The sequence below is a fragment of the Marinobacterium sp. xm-a-127 genome (genome assembly GCF_013283425.1).
Lineage (GTDB): Bacteria > Pseudomonadota > Gammaproteobacteria > Pseudomonadales > Balneatricaceae > Marinobacterium_E.
Window position 1 is genome coordinate 286,236 of record NZ_WBYH01000001.1, and the last position, 15,711, is coordinate 301,946.

The window sequence follows — 15,711 nt, forward strand, 5'->3', positions numbered from 1 at the left end:
GATATGAATAAAGAGATTCTACTGGTTGCTGAAGCCGTCTCTAACGAAAAAGATGTCCCGAAAGCGGTCATCTTTGAGGCGATTGAAGTCGCGCTGGCAACAGCCACTAAGAAGCGCTACGACGAAGAAGCTGATATCCGAGTGGTTATCGACCGTGCAACGGGCGATTATGACACCTTCCGCCGTTGGTTGGTTGTGGATAACGAAGCGGTTCCTGCACTGGGTACCGAGTTGACCATGCAAGAGGCAGAAGAGATCGACACTAATCTGCAGCCTGGTGATTACCACGAAGAGCAGGTTGAGTCGGTTGCATTCGGTCGTATCGCAGCTCAAACAGCGAAGCAAGTTATCGTACAAAAAGTCCGTGAGGCTGAGCGCGCTAAAGTAGTTGATCTTTACCGTGATCGCCAGGGCGAATTGATCGCGGGTACTGTTAAGAAAGTGACTCGCGACAATGTGATTGTTGATCTGGGTAACAACGCAGAAGCACTTCTGCCACGTGAAAACCTACTACCTCGTGAAATCTTCCGTATGGGTGAGCGTGTTCGCGCGGTGCTTCAAGAAGTTCGTTCTGAGGGTCGCGGCCCACAGCTTATCCTTAGCCGTACTTCAAACGAGATGTTGATCGAACTCTTCTCTATCGAAGTGCCAGAGATCGCCGAGCAGATGATTGAGATCCGTGCAGCGGCTCGTGATCCAGGTGCTCGCTCTAAGATCGCTGTTAAGACTCAGGATCGTCGTCTAGATCCTGTAGGTGCCTGTGTTGGTATGCGCGGTGCGCGTGTTCAAGCCGTCTCTGATGAGTTGGGTGGTGAGCGTGTCGATATCATCCTTTGGGACGACAACCCTGCGCAGCTTGTGATCAATGCAATGGCGCCTGCTGAAGTCGCTTCGATCGTTATGGACGAAGAGACTCACTCAATGGACGTCGCGGTTGATGAAGATGCTTTGGCGATGGCGATCGGTCGTGCCGGTCAGAACGTTCGTCTAGCAGCAGAGTTGACTGGTTGGGAACTGAACGTGATGAGCGAAGCGGAAGCGGCGTCTAAACACGAGTCTGAAGTGGGTAAAACAGTGGATCTGTTCATCAAGCACCTTGATGTCGACAGCGACCTTGCTGAGATCCTAGTTGCTGAGGGCTTCACCACGCTTGAGGAAGTTGCCTACGTACCGGCTAACGAAATGCTTGAGATCGAAGAGTTTGACGAGGAGATCGTTGACGCCCTTCGTGAACGCGCAAAAGATGCACTGCTTAACCTTGCAATTGCAGGTGAAGAGCAACTTGGCGATGTAGAGCCAGCAGAAGACCTCCTAACTATGGAAGGTATGGAACGTACCCTAGCGTACACATTAGCAAGCCGTGGTGTGGTTACCATGGAAGATCTTGCAGAACAGTCTATTGAAGAGCTGCTAGACATTGAAGGCATGACCGAAGAGCGCGCAGGTGAGTTGATTATGACAGCGCGTGCACCTTGGTTTGCAGAAGATCAGCAGTAATTAGACAACGGAAAAGGAGAACCCATTTATGGCAGAAGTAACGATTAAACAGCTTGCCGATGTGGTTGGTGTATCCGTTGAGCGTTTGTTAACACAGATGCAGGAAGCGGGAGTCGAAGGTAAATCCAACGATTCAACTGTCACAGAGATAGAGCGTCAGCAGCTATTAGCCCATTTGAAACGCAGTCACGGCGAAGATGCCGATGACGTTGGCGCACCGAAGAAGATCACGCTTAAGCGTAAGACAACCTCTACGCTGAAAGTGGGCGGTGCCGGCAGTCGTAAAACCGTTAACGTTGAAGTGCGTAAAAAGCGTACCTACGTGAAACGTACAGAGATTGAACAGGCTCCAGAAGCTCCAGCAGTGGAAGAGACTCCAGTGGCAGCGCCTGAACCACAGGTTGAAGCACCGGTCGTTGAAGCGGCACCAGAGGTGGCGGTTGAAACGGCTGCAGAGCCTAAAGTGGAAGCGCCAAAAGCAGAAGTTAAAGAGGCCGCTGAACCGGTTAAAGCTGAAGAGCCTAAGCCTGAGCCAGTGGTTGAAACGCCGGTTGAGAAGAAACCAGCTGCGGAACCTAAAACTGAAAATCCTCGCAACAAGAACAAGCAGCGCGATGAGCGCCGTAACAACCAGCGTGATAACGACGATCGTCGTAAGTCGAAAGGTCGTGGTAATGGCACGCTGAACGCTCGTCCGGGTAAAGGCGGTAAGCCAGGTCGTGGTAAGCCAATGCGTCAAGGCGATAACCAGCACGGCTTTAAAGAGCCGACGACTGCGATTGTTCATGAAGTCTCTATTCCAGAGAGCATCACGGTTGCTGATCTGGCTAAGAAGATGTCGATCAAAGCGGCTGAAGTGATCAAGGTGATGTTCAAGATGGGTGCGATGGCAACCATCAACCAGCCAATCGACCAAGATACTGCGATCCTTGTGGTAGAAGAGATGGGCCACAAAGCGGTGCCTATGGTTGAGAACGCGATCGAAGATGAGTTGATGGAGTCGGTGGCCGCTCACAGCGGTGAGTCTGTGACACGTGCTCCGGTTGTTACTGTTATGGGTCACGTTGACCACGGTAAAACATCCCTGCTCGATTACATCCGTTCAACACGTGTAGCTTCTGGCGAGTCTGGCGGTATTACCCAGCACATCGGTGCTTACCACGTTGAGACTGACAACGGCATGGTGACCTTCCTAGATACTCCTGGACACGCCGCGTTCACCGCTATGCGTGCCCGTGGTGCCTCTTTGACGGATATCGTTGTCCTGGTAGTTGCCGCAGATGATGGTGTGATGCCACAGACTGAAGAGGCGGTTCAGCACGCTAAAGCGGCTGGTGTACCTCTTGTAGTTGCGGTCAACAAGGTCGATAAAGAGGAAGCGGATCCAGATCGAGTTAAGAACGAGCTGGCTCAACGTGATGTTATTCCTGAAGATTGGGGCGGCGATGTTCAGTTCTGTCCAGTCTCTGCTAAAACAGGTCAGGGCATTGATGAGCTGCTTGAAGCGATCCTTCTTCAATCAGAAATTCTTGAGCTTGAAGCAGTTCCAGATGCGCCAGGTACAGGTGTTGTCGTTGAGTCACGTCTCGATAAAGGTCGTGGTCCGGTTGCTACGCTACTGGTTCAAAACGGTACCCTTAAGCGCGGTGATATCGTACTAGCTGGTCTTCACTACGGCCGTGTACGTGCCATGCTTGATGAAAACGGCAAGCCGCTAGAAGCGGGTGGCCCTGCGATTCCAGTTGAGATTCAAGGTCTAGACGGAACGCCAGATGCAGGTGAAGACTTCACCGTAGTATCCACTGAGAAGAAAGCGCGTGAAATCGCTCTATTCCGTCAGGGTAAATACCGTGAAGTTAAACTGCAGCGTCAGCAACAGGCGAAACTTGAGAACCTATTCTCGAACATGGAAGCGGGTGAAGTTAAGTCGCTTAACATCGTCCTTAAGACCGACGTTCGAGGCTCTCTAGAGGCGCTGACTAGCTCACTAGAAGATCTCTCTACCGATGAAGTAAAAGTGAACATCGTCTCTGGCGGTGTTGGTGGTATCGGTGAAACCGATGCTAACCTTGCGTTGGCCTCCTCAGCGATCCTAATCGGCTTTAACGTTCGTGCAGACGCTCAGGCGCGTGCGATTGTTGAGCGTGAAGAGATGGAGCTTCGCTACTACAGTGTTATCTACGACATCATCGATGACGTGAAACAGGCGATGAGTGGTCTACTCTCTCCTGAGTTCAAAGAGGAGATTGTTGGTATTGCTGAAGTTCGTGATGTCTTCCGTGCGCCTAAGATCGGTGCGGTTGCCGGTTGTATGGTTATCGAAGGTACAATCTTCCGTAATAAACGCATCCGTGTCCTACGTGATAACGTCGTTATCTACGAAGGTGAGCTTGAGTCACTGCGTCGCTTTAAAGACAACGTCAACGAAGTTCGTCAGAACATGGAGTGTGGTATCGGCGTGAAGAACTACAACGATGTTAAAGTCGGCGACCAGATTGAGGTTTACGACACAGTTGAAGTTCAACGTACCATCTAAGAGGTTGTATGGCTCGCGATTTTAAACGCACAGACCGAGTAGGGGACCAGATCCAGCGTGATTTGGCGACCCTTATTCAGCGTGAGATTAAAGATCCACGCATTGGAATGGTGACGATTAACCACGTCAAAGTAGCGAAAGACTTAGGCTATGCGGATGTCTACATTACCGTTCTCCCACTGGGTGAACAGGATGAGGCGGAAGCGACCAAGCAGAGCCTAGAGGTGCTTAAGCAGGCTGCAGGTTTCCTTCGTGCTGAACTGGCAAAAGGCATCTCACTGCGAGTCATGCCGGCGTTACGTTTCCATTATGACGAGAGCATTCATCGCGGTCGTCACCTAACGAGCTTGATCGAGAAGGCTCGCCGTCTCGAAGATAACGAGGGCTAACATGGCTCGACGTAAAAAAGGACGCCGCATTGACGGCGTCTTTTTGCTTGATAAGCCTCAGGGCATCAGCTCGAATGCTGCCCTGCAGAAGGTAAAACGTCTGTATGACGCAGCGAAAGCGGGTCACACAGGCGCACTAGACCCTCTAGCTACCGGTATGTTGCCCATCTGTTTGGGTGAAGCGACTAAGTTTTCACAGTTTCTTCTCGATTCTGATAAGCGCTATATCACAACGGCAAAGCTAGGGGTTCGCACTGACAGCAGTGATGCTGATGGCGAAGTGATCGAAACTAAGCCTGTTCCTGAGTTAGATCGAGACGCGTTAAACGATCTGATTCAAGCCAAATTCTCTGGCGAAATCGAACAGGTTCCATCGATGTTCTCGGCCTTAAAGCACAATGGCCAGCCGCTTTACAAGCTGGCGCGCAAAGGTGAAAAGGTCGAAGTTAAGCCGCGTCAGGTATGCATTTACGAGATCAAACTGCTGGATCTGCGTGCTGATGAGATTGATCTTGAGGTGCACTGTTCTAAAGGCACCTATATTCGCTCCATCGTCGAAGACCTAGGTCTGGCACTTGGCTGTGGTGCGCATGTCAGTATGTTGCGACGGCTTGCCGTGGCTACCTACGATCGAAGCGCAATGCTGACACTCGAACAGTTGAATGAGATTGCACAACATCGTGAGTCAGATCAGTCGTTAGAGTGCATACAAATGCGTTTAGATGCGCTATTATTGCCGCCCTGGAGTGCAGTGGAGTCATTGCCTTCAATCGAATTACCCGCAGATTTAGCAAATCGTCTTCTGCAGGGGCAACGTTTAGGGGAGTTATTCTCAGAGCGCGGCCTCGTCAGACTCTTTGCTGAAGAGCGATTCTTAGGTATGGCTGAAGTGGATGATGAGGGGCGATTACGCGCTCGTCGACTACTCGATACCTCTGAAAACTGATTTACCCTCAAGGGTATGACGCTTCACTGAAAATATGCTCGGTGTTGCGCGACTTAACCCGCAGCCTAGGCTGTGTGCATATTGCTAATAGGAGATAAAACAATGGCATTGTCTGTTGAAAAGAAAGCTGAAATCGTTGCAGCGTACGGTCGTGGTCAGAACGATACTGGTTCACCAGAAGTTCAAGTTGCCCTTCTAACTGCAAACATTGAAGGCCTTCAGGGTCACTTCAAAGCGAACAAGCAGGATCACCACTCACGTCGTGGTCTAATTCGTATGGTTAACCAGCGTCGTAAGCTGCTGGACTACCTTAAGAAGAAAGATGCTACTCGCTACGTTGAGTTGATCGGTCGTCTAGGTCTTCGTCGCTAAGAGCTAGATACCCAGTTAGGGCCATACTTAGTATGGCCCTTTCTACTTTAAACCCTCCGCAAAACCAAATGATCTGACAGCCTGTACTCACTTGAGTTTACTGAATTCAACTGAGTACTGGCTTTAAAAGAGTGAAGATCAGGGGACGCGGAACATAGTTAATTACTAGGAGTTAATCGATGTTTAACACGGTTACTAAAACGTTCCAGTTCGGTAATGACACCGTAACGATCGAAACTGGTAAGGTCGCTCGTCAGGCGACTGGTGCAGTTATGGTTACTGTTAACGAAAAGACACAGGTTCTGTGTACTGTCGTTGGCGCAAAAACAGCGAAAGAGGGACAAGACTTCTTCCCACTTTCAGTGCACTACCAAGAGAAATACTACGCAGTTGGCCGTATCCCTGGTGGCTTCTTCAAACGTGAAGGCCGTCCAACTGAGAAAGAGACACTAACGTCTCGTCTAATCGACCGCCCAATTCGTCCACTGTTCCCTAAAGGGTTCATGAACGAAGTTCAGGTGGTGTGTACTGTGGTCTCTTCTGATAAGAATGTTGATCCAGATATCGCTGCAATGATCGGTACCTCTGCAGCACTCACCATCTCTGGTATCCCATTTGTTGGCCCAATCGGTGCAGCACGTGTGGGCTTCACGGAAGATGAAGGTTACATCCTTAACCCAACCTACGAAGCGCTAGCAAACTCTGAACTAGACATGGTCGTAGCGGGTACCAACGAAGCGGTACTGATGGTTGAGTCAGAAGCGAAAGAGCTTAGCGAAGATGAGATGCTAGGTGCGGTTCTATTTGCTCACCAAGAGATGCAAGTGGTTATCAACGCCGTTAACGAATTTGCCGCTGAAGCCGCTAAACCTAAGTGGGATTGGCAGCCAGCTGCTAAAAACGAAGCGCTGACTGATGCGATTACTGCTGCATTCGGTGCACAGGTTGAAGCAGCCTTCCAAGTAGCAGACAAGATGGAGCGTCAAGACACGCTTAAAGCACTTCGCGATGCCGCTGTAGAGCAGTTTGCAACAGGTGAAGAGGGCGCACCAGGCGCTGGTGAAGTCTCTAAAGTATTCGCGTCTATCGAGAAAGCAACTGTACGTGAGCGCATCCTTAGCGGTCAGCCACGTATTGACGGTCGTGACGGTAAAACCGTTCGTCCAATCGAAGTGGAAGTGGGCGTTCTTAAAAACGTACACGGTTCAGCTCTGTTCACTCGTGGTGAAACTCAGGCAATCGTTACCTGTACACTGGGTACAAGCCGTGACGTACAGATCATCGATGCGCTAGAGGGCGAGCGTCGTGATCCATTCATGCTTCAGTACAACTTCCCTCCATACTCTGTTGGTGAAGCTGGCCGTATGGGTGGTGCAGGTCGTCGTGAAATCGGTCACGGTCGTCTGGCTCGTCGTGGTGTCTCTGCGGTACTTCCAACTCAGGAAGCCTTCCCTTACACCATGCGTCTTGTTTCTGAGATCACTGAATCAAACGGTTCATCATCAATGGCCTCTGTCTGTGGCTCTTCACTTGCCATGATGGATGCGGGTGTACCAGTAAGTTCAGCGGTTGCCGGTATCGCAATGGGTCTGGTTAAAGAGGGCGATCGTTTCGCTGTCCTAACCGATATTCTGGGTGACGAAGACCACCTAGGTGATATGGACTTTAAAGTAGCAGGTACCGAAGCCGGTGTTACAGCACTGCAGATGGATATCAAGATCACGGGTATCACTGAAGAGATCATGGAGATCGCTCTAGAACAGGCACTGGACGCTCGTGTTCACATCCTACGTGAGATGGCGAAAGTGATCGGTTACGCTCGTCCAGAACTGGCTGACCACGCTCCTGCCATGACTCAGCTTAAAGTGAACCCAGAGAAGATCCGCGACGTTATCGGTAAAGGTGGTGCAACTATCCGCTCTATTACTGAAGAGACAGGCGCTTCAATCGATCTAGATGACGACGGTACTGTTCGTATCTACGCAGACAACAAAGCAGCTTCACAAGCAGCTGTTGACCGTGTTGTTGCGATCACTGCAGAAGCAGAGATCGGCAAGATCTACGAAGGTAAGGTTGTTCGCATCGAAGAGTTCGGCGCATTCGTTAACATCCTTCCTGGTAAAGATGGTCTAGTACACATTTCACAGATCGCTAAAGAGCGCGTGAACGCAGTAACTGACTACATCAACATGGATGACGTCATTAAAGTTAAGGTACTGGACGTCGATAACCGCGGCCGTATCAAGCTTTCAATGAAAGATCTTGAAGAGGACGAAACTGCAGAGAACTAATCACTGCTGATTCGCACTTAAAAAACCGCCTTTATGGCGGTTTTTTGTTGGTTCCATATCGAAGATGTGGCGATCTTTGCGGTGACTGGCCTTCAGCCTGTCATCCGCAGGTAGGCTTTACTCCTTTTCTGGAAAACGCTAAGAAAGCAGATGACAGGCTAAAGCCAGTCACTGGAGCGCTGATCTTCCTACGAAGTATGGTGACTGGCCTTCAGCCTGTTACCCGCTGTTGAAATCGATCGGGGTTTCAGCAGAGCTGAATTCCCTCCTACAATAGGACTTCGCGATAAGCCCGCAACGGAGTCCTACTGTAGGAGCGAATTGCCCCGAAGGGCAAACCGCGAAAAGATGCTCCAACACCATTAAAGAACCGAAGGTTCATCCTCAACCGGTTCTTTGTCACGCCATGCGCGGTAGACGCGATAGGCGTAGATGGTGCCTAGGACATTTAGGAAGTCTAGGGTGACTGAGATCAGCATCGAGATCATGCTGCTTGGATCGACCATCGGCGATAGGATCACCTCTAGAATGAACAGGCCACCAAAGATCAGAGCCAGACCTTTGAACATGGTCCAGAACAGGCCGTCAGTGCCTTCCCAGCTCTCTTTCATCGAGTCGATTGGCCCTTTACCTTCAATGACACAGATGGCGTTAGCCAGGGCTAAGCGAACGGCTATATAGATACCGGGGGCGATCAGCAACATGAGTCCCAGTGCTGTTACCAATGCCGAAAGCACGAAGGTTAAAAATAGTCTGCCCCAGCAGCGGAATGCCATAAACCAGCTTTGCGTGGTTGTGATCGAACCTCCATCGATGACGGCTTGCATATAGAAGATGGTCGCCGCTAGGTAGATAGGAACAAACAGCATGTCCATACCGGTTAGCAGAATCAGCTGTGCCTGCATGTTGCTCGACTCATCCACTCCGGAAATAGTGCTCATCTGGATGATCATCAGAATGATCAGAAACGGCAGTTGAATGCTCAATAGAGCACTGAAGTTGGAACGGAAGAAGAAAAACGATTGTTGTAGATAATCTTTAGTCATAAAACTCTAGCGCTTAGGCTTAGTCAGTAAATAGGTGCAAAAATGTCCTGTATCTTGGTCAAGCTCGACAGACTCGAAGTAGCTTGATGCGATACGTTTCAGTGGTACATGCTGGTTCACGACGAAACAGGCTTTCCCCTCTGCTGCTAACAGTCTAGCGGCATTTCTCGAAAAGCGGTCAGTTAAATCGTAATCGATCCCAAAACCACTATGAAAGGGCGGGTTACATAGTATCAGATCGTACTCAGAGGCCAACTCTTCACCGGCATTGGTTAAGCAAACTTCAGCCTGAAAGTTCGCTGCTGCCAAGGTTGCTTGCGTCGCTTTGATTGCTGCTGCGTTATTGTCAGTCGCTGTGATGAAAGATGCTTGGCTACAGGAAGCGAGAGTAAGATAACCTGATCCACAGCCCAGGTCTAACACACGATCGGCTCCAATCGGTAGCTGACGATTGAGGATATAAGGTAGGCGCTCAATCAGCTGCTGGCTACCTTGGTCGATTTTTTTCCAACCATATACACCGGGCTTTGATAGTAGTGAGTATTCACTTACTTTGGAAACCTCTCGGACTTTATGATAGTCTTGATCATCTAACGGTGTGCCTGTTGCCTGGCCTACTGTGAGTTCGACCCTCCAGCTATCGCCGCCCAATTTAACCTCAGAGCGATCACCGTTTAGGCATTTTTGGCCATTTTTGGCGTAGCTTTTTATCCCTTCTGATTTATCACCCAACAAGATTAGGCGAGCACCGGACTTTAACTGCTCTGCTGCCAAATTGATGAGATGATTAACAACCGCCTTCTCTTTGCTGATGCGATACAGAATAAGATCAGTGGTTAAGTCTGTAGGCCACTCAAAATCAGAGAGTGAGCATTGCCAGCCTTGAGCGCAAAGTGCTTGTTGCTGATCAAAGCGGTTGGTCAGAGCCTGCCAACCGGAGGCGGCTTGAACTGTTTTTGGGTTGAGGTTTTCATCAACAATCAGAAGGCCGTTTGGATTGGCTTGAATCTCCTGATTGATGAGCGATTCGAAGTTAGCCATTAAAGATGCTGGCTACCTCGTCGTCAGTGAGCTCTCGCCACTCACCCTCATAGAGATCATCATCCAGTGCGATCGGTCCAATCGATTCGCGATGCAGCTCTTCTACTTTGTTACCCAGTGCTGCGAACATGCGCTTTACTTGGTGGTAGCGTCCTTCGAACAGCTCCACTCTGGCTACCTGCTCAGAGAGAATCTCTAATTTTGCCGGTTTAGTGAGCTCTTTCTCACCATTAAGCTGAATACCGCGCTCGAATTTCTCGATGTAGCTCTCATCAATCGGGTCTGCCAAGGTCGCTTCATAGATCTTACCCAGCTTATGACGTGGCGAGGTGATACGGTGACACCACTGCCCGTTATCACTGAGCAGTACTAACCCTGTTGTATCAACATCTAACCGACCGGCAATGGTTAGGTTATCAACACGGGGCAGCTCGATTAGACCCAACACCGATGCATGATCCCCTTCGTCGTGTGAGCAGACGTAACCCAGGGGTTTATTAAGCATGATGTAGCGATCACGCGGGGCTTCAATTTCGTAGCCGTCCAGAATGACTTCATCCTCTTCAGCCACTTTGCGTGCGGGGTTCTTTTCGAGTTCGCCATTCACTCGTACCTCTTCAGCGTGCAGCATGCGCTTCACCTCTTTACGAGAGAAACCGGTGGATTGAGCAAGGTACTTATCGAGTCGCATAGGAAGGGTTCACCTGAATTAAGATTTTTGCATTATACCGGAGCAGCCAGTGGCTGCGAACAATCAGGTGATTTCTTATCCCGATTCGCTAAAATAGCAGCACAAACTGTTAGGAGTCGTGTGTGAAGCTATTTGTTGATGATCTTACCCATGTTGATTTTACCTATCTGGACGCACAACGCGGTCTTGTGGGTGAGTCCTGGGCTGTCCGTTTAGAGCTGGACGGCCAATTAAATGATGAGGGGATGATTGTCGATTTTGGCATCGTTAAAAAGCGCGTGAAACAGTGGTTTGATGCAGGCTTAGATCACTCGTTAGTGATTGCTGATAAGACACCTAACCTAAAGGTGACTTCAGCCGAACAGAACACGACTGTGGAGTGGCACTACCCATCGGGTGAGACACTTAGATGCAGCGCGCCACATCAAGCGTTTGAGATCCTTCCTGTGGATGCGGTAGAGCCTGAACCCGTCGCTCGTTGGTGTGAACAGGAGTTGGCTGCGATCTTTCCAACGGTCAGTGGTATCAAAGTGACCCTATACCCGGAAGTGATTGACGGTGCCTACTACCATTACACACACGGTCTACAGAAGCATGAGGGTAACTGCCAACGTATCGCTCATGGACACCGCTCAAGAATCCACATTCTAGTTGATGGTGAGCGTGATCTAGCACTTGAAGCGCAGTGGGCAAAGCGCTTTGAAGATATCTACATAGGGACAGAAGATCACGTTGTCAGTCGCACTGAACAGTCTGTCGATTTTGCCTACCAAGCACCCCAGGGGACATTCAGCCTAACGCTTCCTACCTCAGTGGTCTACATGATCGACACGGAATCTACCGTGGAGTTGATCGCCAATCACCTGGCGCAAACCATTGCTGCAACCCTACCTGGCAAACAGATTGAAGTGCGTGCGTTTGAGGGGATTGGTAAGGGTTCGATCGCAACGGCTTAGCGATCGAACTCCAGATTATCAATTAGACGAGCGTGACCCAAATAGGCGGCCGCTAAAATCACCAATTGAGTGTCATCCGGTGTCGCCGGCTGAAGCGTATTGCGATTAACGATATGCACGTAATCACGACGGAACCCTGCCTCTTCTAGTGCTTCACTCGCTTTGACCTGTAGCACTGCAAACTCATTGCTACCCGCTTGAACCTGATCACGGATTTGGCTCAGTTGCTGGTAGAGCGCTGGCGCTGCAGCCAGTTCGCTGTCGGTTAGATAACCGTTACGAGAGCTCAGGGCTAAACCTGATTCAGCACGGGCTGTCTCTTCCCCAACAATCTCAATGGGCATCGATAGATCATCGACCATACGGCGGATCACGTGCAGCTGTTGAAAGTCTTTCCGACCAAATACCGCTAGGTCAGGTTGGACCAAATTAAACAGTTTGTTGACGATGGTCGTGACACCGCGGAAGTGTCCGGGGCGGCTAGCACCGCAGTAAAGATTAGAGACTTCTGGTACTTCAACAAAGGTCTGTGAATCACGACCCTTTGGGTAGACCTCTGCCTCAGCTGGCGCAAACAGCAGATCACAGCCAAACTCTTTCAGACTTGCCTGATCCTCTTCAAGGGTGCGCGGGTATCGTTCCAAGTCGTCAGCGTTATTAAACTGTAACGGGTTAACGAAGATCGATGAGACAACAAAGTCTGAAAGCTCGCGAGCCCGAATCAAAAGATTTAAGTGACCTTGATGAAGGTTGCCCATGGTCGGCACGAAGCCGATTTTTTTACCTGCAGCACGTGCTGCAGTGACCGCAGCTCGAAGCTCGGCAATGGTCGTAACGGTTTTCATAGATTATTCGAAACTGTGCTCTGGGCCAGGGAATGTGCCGCTTTTAACGTCGGCAACGTACTGTTCAATCGCCTCTTGGATCGAGCCAGCACCTTCCATAAAGTTTTTAACGAATTTGGGACGCCGTCCAGGTGTAATACCTAGCAGATCATGCATTACAAGCACTTGAGCATCGGTAAGATTACCTGCACCGATGCCAATCACTGGGATGTCGAGGTTTTTAGTGATTTCACAGGCCAGTAGGGTTGGCACACACTCTAACACCAGCATATCTGCGCCTGCGTCCTGTAAGCGCTGAGCGTCCTCAAGCATCAACGTCGCAGCATGATTGTCGCGTCCCTGTACCTTGTATCCACCCAATTTATTGACCGATTGTGGTGTTAAACCTAGGTGTGCGCAGACAGGTACGCCTTGGCGGCTGAGTGCTGAAATGGTGTCAGTTAACCAAGCACCGCCTTCCAATTTGACTATGTGAGCACCTGCACGCATCAGTTTTGCGGCACTCTCTTCCGCTTGCTGAGTGTTTGAGTAGCTCATAAAGGGCAGGTCAGACACGATCAGCGACCCTTGGTTGCCCATAGCCACCGCGCGAGTGTGGTAGGCCATATCGTCAACCGTTACCGGCAGTGTGCTGGATTCACCTTGCAGAACCATGCCCAATGAATCACCGACCAGTATCAGGTCTACGCCAGCACTGCTGGCGACATGGGCGAAGGTTGCATCGTAAGCAGTTAGAACCGCAAACTTCTCTCCCGCCTGTTTTTTCTCAATTAAACGGTGCAGGCTTGGTGTGCTCATTTAATCAGTCTCTCTATTCGATAAGATGCGCACTATTATAGTGCGATTGGTTCCAGTGTGCCCATAGGACATTCCAGCAAAATTTCGCTTAGGTGATCACCATTTGGTAGCACTAAATTGGGTTCAATCTCAGCGAGAGGGTAGAGGACAAAGCTTCTCTCACGCATAAAAGCGTGGGGTACAGTAAGTCGCTCAGTGTTAATGGCTTGATCACCAAAGAGTAAAATATCCAGATCTAAGGTTCTCGGCCCCCAGTGTTGCACTCGAACACGATCATGGGACTGCTCTATCGCTTGCAGTTCATCCAACAGTTGTTCAGCTTCTAAGCTTGTCTCGAGGCAAGCAGCCGCATTGATGTAGTCGGGTTGTCCAGGAGGACCCACTGGGTCGGAGCGATAGAGTCTGGAGTGCTCTACTAGCTTAGAGTTGGGAATCGCCTGAAGTTCTCGCAGAGCGTCAGCCACCTGCTGTAGAGGATTCTCTAAATTGCTGCCCAATCCAATATAGGCGCGAATCATCTTATGACTGCTCTTTTGGCTTACGATTAGGACGGCGACGGCGAGAGCGTTTGCGGCGCTCTTCAGCGGGTATCTGAGGACGAGCATTGGGTTGGCTGTTCTGGTATTCGGTCCACCAACCACTGATTCCGTTAAGATCTTCACCACTCTCTTCACGCAACACTAATAGATCGTAGCCAGCACGGAAGCGAGGGTGCTCCATTAGTTGATCGGCACGATCGCGGCGGATTAGACGGTGCTGCATCTCCCAGATTTCACGAATCGTCGTGGAGAAACGTCTTGGAATGGCAGTCGCTCGGACCTGTTCACCTAGGATCTGATTAGCGGCCTCGTGAAGTCGCTGTAGAGGCGGTAGGTCTTTATGTCCTTCAAGATCACGCATGCGATCCACCAGCGGGTACCAAAGCATCGCTGCAAATAGAAAAGCGGGGTTGACGCTCTTATCCTGAGCAAGACGGCGATCAGTATTGCGTAACGCATTGTTAACGAGCTGCTCGACTGGGTACTCATCGCTACCTAACATGCGATCAGTGGCCGGTAGAAGGTACTTAAATAGATCAAAACGGAGCAGTTGGCGAAGGCAGGCTTCGCCGTAGCCGGTTTGTAATAGCTTAAGTACTTCATCAAACATGCGAGCAGGAGCGACTTTGCTGATCAAGCCACCCAGTTTATGAATCGGTTGGGCGGTGTCGGGGTCGATATCAAAGCTCAGTTTTGCAGCAAAGCGAGCGGCGCGCAGCATGCGAACAGGGTCTTCACGGTAGCGCTCTTCAGCATCGCCGATGATGCGAATGCGTTTTTCCAGAAGATCTGGGTAGCCATTAGCGAAGTCGTAAACGGAGTTGTCTTCAACGTTGTAGTAGAGCGCGTTAATCGAGAAGTCGCGGCGCTTTGCATCCTCTTCGATCGTGCCGTAGACATTATCACGCAGCAGCATGCCAGAGGCGGCCTGTCGTGATTGATCCTTAGAGGTTGAAACGCTGTCGTGTCCGGCACGGAAAGTGGTGACTTCGATGATCTCTCGACCAAAACGGACGTGGACGATCTTGAAGCGGCGACCAATAAGTCGAGCACGGTTAAATAGGGGTTCTGCTTGCTCAGGGGTTGCGGAGGTAGCAACGTCAAAATCTTTAGGGTTTTTGCCGACCAGAAGATCGCGTACACAGCCACCGACTAGATAGCCATCGTAGCCGTTATCAAGCAAACGGTAGACGACACGCATGGCATTGTCATCCAGAGCGTGGCGAGGAATGTTATGGATCGACTCGGGAACAACGCGACGTTCACCTTCCGGCAAAATGGCTGTGACTAGATCATCCGCTTGGGTGTTTTCAATATTGGCTTCAGTGATCGGTGCCGCTTTAGTACGAAGCGCAAAATAGAGGCCAGCAATCGCGGCAATGCCCAAAAGGAACAGAACAATTTGAGAAGTCATTTAAAAACAGTTCGAGTCAAAATACAAAGGCGCTAGTCTACCAGTAGTTAGTAAGAATTAATAACCGGTCTGAAAATGTCTTATATAAAATGAATTTTAGAGGGGTAGGATTTGCGTTTGGGGGTTCGAGCGTGAGGCTGCCACCAATAATTTGGTGTTATTTTTATTGTCCCTTGCGGTGACAGTCCTCACGATCGAGTAATGCTCCATTTTTATTTTTATTCGGAGCAGGTATTTCGTCGGCACCTTTTGCTCTTGTTATTTTTATTTGAGCTAAGTATTGCGCCGTCCTTTCTTGTTGTTGTGGAGCGACTATAGGTAATCCATTAGCTCTATTCAACCCTAAAGTG

The 15,711-nt window shown here is 50.1% G+C and carries 14 protein-coding genes; 7 read left to right on the plus strand and 7 right to left on the minus strand.

What is annotated here, in order from left to right:
* The first annotated feature begins 3 nt into the window (after positions 1-3).
* The 6 genes from nusA to pnp all read left to right on the plus strand — a co-directional run bounded on the left by nusA (position 4) and on the right by pnp (position 8,031).
* Entirely contained in the window at positions 4-1,497 is a 1,494-nt protein-coding gene (gene nusA, locus XMA127_RS01270) for a transcription termination factor NusA (protein WP_173480241.1), read from the plus strand.
* Between the two features lie 28 nt (positions 1,498-1,525).
* A complete protein-coding gene (gene infB, locus XMA127_RS01275) occupies positions 1,526-4,033 on the plus strand; it encodes a translation initiation factor IF-2 (RefSeq protein ID WP_173483790.1) in 2,508 nt (835 codons plus the stop codon).
* Between the two features lie 8 nt (positions 4,034-4,041).
* Entirely contained in the window at positions 4,042-4,422 is a 381-nt protein-coding gene (rbfA, locus tag XMA127_RS01280) for a 30S ribosome-binding factor RbfA (protein ID WP_173480243.1), read from the plus strand.
* 1 nt (position 4,423) lies between these two features.
* Complete coding sequence (gene truB / locus XMA127_RS01285) at positions 4,424-5,368, plus strand: tRNA pseudouridine(55) synthase TruB (protein ID WP_173480244.1); 945 nt, start codon at positions 4,424-4,426, stop codon at positions 5,366-5,368.
* Positions 5,369-5,470: 102 nt separating this feature from the next.
* Entirely contained in the window at positions 5,471-5,740 is a 270-nt protein-coding gene (gene rpsO, locus XMA127_RS01290) for a 30S ribosomal protein S15 (RefSeq protein WP_173480245.1), read from the plus strand.
* A 179-nt stretch (positions 5,741-5,919) separates the two neighbouring features.
* A complete protein-coding gene (pnp, locus tag XMA127_RS01295; protein WP_173482972.1) occupies positions 5,920-8,031 on the plus strand; it encodes a polyribonucleotide nucleotidyltransferase in 2,112 nt (703 codons plus the stop codon).
* A 362-nt stretch (positions 8,032-8,393) separates the two neighbouring features.
* On the opposite strand, the gene XMA127_RS01300 is transcribed toward pnp, so the two are convergent.
* From XMA127_RS01300 to rsuA, 3 genes are read right to left on the minus strand one after another with little or no spacing between them, the layout of a single operon-like run.
* Positions 8,394-9,077: a YciC family protein gene (locus XMA127_RS01300; protein ID WP_173480247.1), complete on the minus strand. Its 684-nt coding sequence runs from the start codon at positions 9,075-9,077 to the stop codon at positions 8,394-8,396.
* Between the two features lie 6 nt (positions 9,078-9,083).
* Positions 9,084-10,118 carry a methyltransferase gene (locus XMA127_RS01305; protein WP_173498840.1) on the minus strand — a complete coding sequence of 345 codons (1,035 nt, stop codon included), beginning with the start codon at positions 10,116-10,118 and terminating at the stop codon, positions 9,084-9,086.
* On the minus strand, positions 10,111-10,809 hold the full coding sequence (gene rsuA, locus XMA127_RS01310; protein ID WP_173480249.1) for a 16S rRNA pseudouridine(516) synthase RsuA: 699 nt from the start codon (positions 10,807-10,809) through the stop codon (positions 10,111-10,113). The genes XMA127_RS01305 and rsuA overlap by 8 nt, the downstream gene beginning before the upstream one ends.
* Positions 10,810-10,931: 122 nt before the next feature.
* On the opposite strand from rsuA, the gene XMA127_RS01315 reads away from it, so the two are divergent.
* A complete protein-coding gene (locus tag XMA127_RS01315) occupies positions 10,932-11,765 on the plus strand; it encodes a 6-carboxytetrahydropterin synthase (protein WP_173498841.1) in 834 nt (277 codons plus the stop codon).
* Here XMA127_RS01315 and panC read toward each other — a convergent pair.
* Genes panC through pcnB form a run of 4 tightly spaced genes read right to left on the minus strand, consistent with a single transcriptional unit; the run spans position 11,762 to position 15,361 of the window.
* A complete protein-coding gene (gene panC / locus XMA127_RS01320) occupies positions 11,762-12,610 on the minus strand; it encodes a pantoate--beta-alanine ligase (protein WP_173482968.1) in 849 nt (282 codons plus the stop codon). The two genes, XMA127_RS01315 and panC, sit on opposite strands and share 4 nt — an antisense overlap.
* Before the next feature lie 3 nt (positions 12,611-12,613).
* Entirely contained in the window at positions 12,614-13,408 is a 795-nt protein-coding gene (panB, locus tag XMA127_RS01325; RefSeq protein WP_173482967.1) for a 3-methyl-2-oxobutanoate hydroxymethyltransferase, read from the minus strand.
* Between the two features lie 35 nt (positions 13,409-13,443).
* Positions 13,444-13,926 carry a 2-amino-4-hydroxy-6-hydroxymethyldihydropteridine diphosphokinase gene (gene folK / locus XMA127_RS01330; RefSeq protein ID WP_173494995.1) on the minus strand — a complete coding sequence of 161 codons (483 nt, stop codon included), beginning with the start codon at positions 13,924-13,926 and terminating at the stop codon, positions 13,444-13,446.
* 1 nt (position 13,927) lies between these two features.
* Positions 13,928-15,361 carry a polynucleotide adenylyltransferase PcnB gene (gene pcnB, locus XMA127_RS01335; protein ID WP_173498842.1) on the minus strand — a complete coding sequence of 478 codons (1,434 nt, stop codon included), beginning with the start codon at positions 15,359-15,361 and terminating at the stop codon, positions 13,928-13,930.
* Positions 15,362-15,711: the final 350 nt, after the last annotated feature.

Excerpts from the sequence above, each read along its gene's own strand:
- pnp (WP_173482972.1), top strand. The coding sequence starts at position 5,920 with ATGTTTAACACGGTTACTAAAACGTTCCAGTTCGGTAATGACACCGTA.
- folK (WP_173494995.1), bottom strand. The coding sequence starts at position 13,926 with ATGATTCGCGCCTATATTGGATTGGGCAGCAATTTAGAGAATCCTCTA.
- rbfA (WP_173480243.1), top strand. The coding sequence starts at position 4,042 with ATGGCTCGCGATTTTAAACGCACAGACCGAGTAGGGGACCAGATCCAG.
- panC (WP_173482968.1), bottom strand. The coding sequence starts at position 12,610 with ATGAAAACCGTTACGACCATTGCCGAGCTTCGAGCTGCGGTCACTGCA.
- nusA (WP_173480241.1), top strand. The coding sequence starts at position 4 with ATGAATAAAGAGATTCTACTGGTTGCTGAAGCCGTCTCTAACGAAAAA.
- XMA127_RS01305 (WP_173498840.1), bottom strand. The coding sequence starts at position 10,118 with ATGGCTAACTTCGAATCGCTCATCAATCAGGAGATTCAAGCCAATCCA.
- panB (WP_173482967.1), bottom strand. The coding sequence starts at position 13,408 with ATGAGCACACCAAGCCTGCACCGTTTAATTGAGAAAAAACAGGCGGGA.
- pcnB (WP_173498842.1), bottom strand. The coding sequence starts at position 15,361 with ATGACTTCTCAAATTGTTCTGTTCCTTTTGGGCATTGCCGCGATTGCT.
- truB (WP_173480244.1), top strand. The coding sequence starts at position 4,424 with ATGGCTCGACGTAAAAAAGGACGCCGCATTGACGGCGTCTTTTTGCTT.
- XMA127_RS01300 (WP_173480247.1), bottom strand. The coding sequence starts at position 9,077 with ATGACTAAAGATTATCTACAACAATCGTTTTTCTTCTTCCGTTCCAAC.
- rpsO (WP_173480245.1), top strand. The coding sequence starts at position 5,471 with ATGGCATTGTCTGTTGAAAAGAAAGCTGAAATCGTTGCAGCGTACGGT.
- infB (WP_173483790.1), top strand. The coding sequence starts at position 1,526 with ATGGCAGAAGTAACGATTAAACAGCTTGCCGATGTGGTTGGTGTATCC.
- rsuA (WP_173480249.1), bottom strand. The coding sequence starts at position 10,809 with ATGCGACTCGATAAGTACCTTGCTCAATCCACCGGTTTCTCTCGTAAA.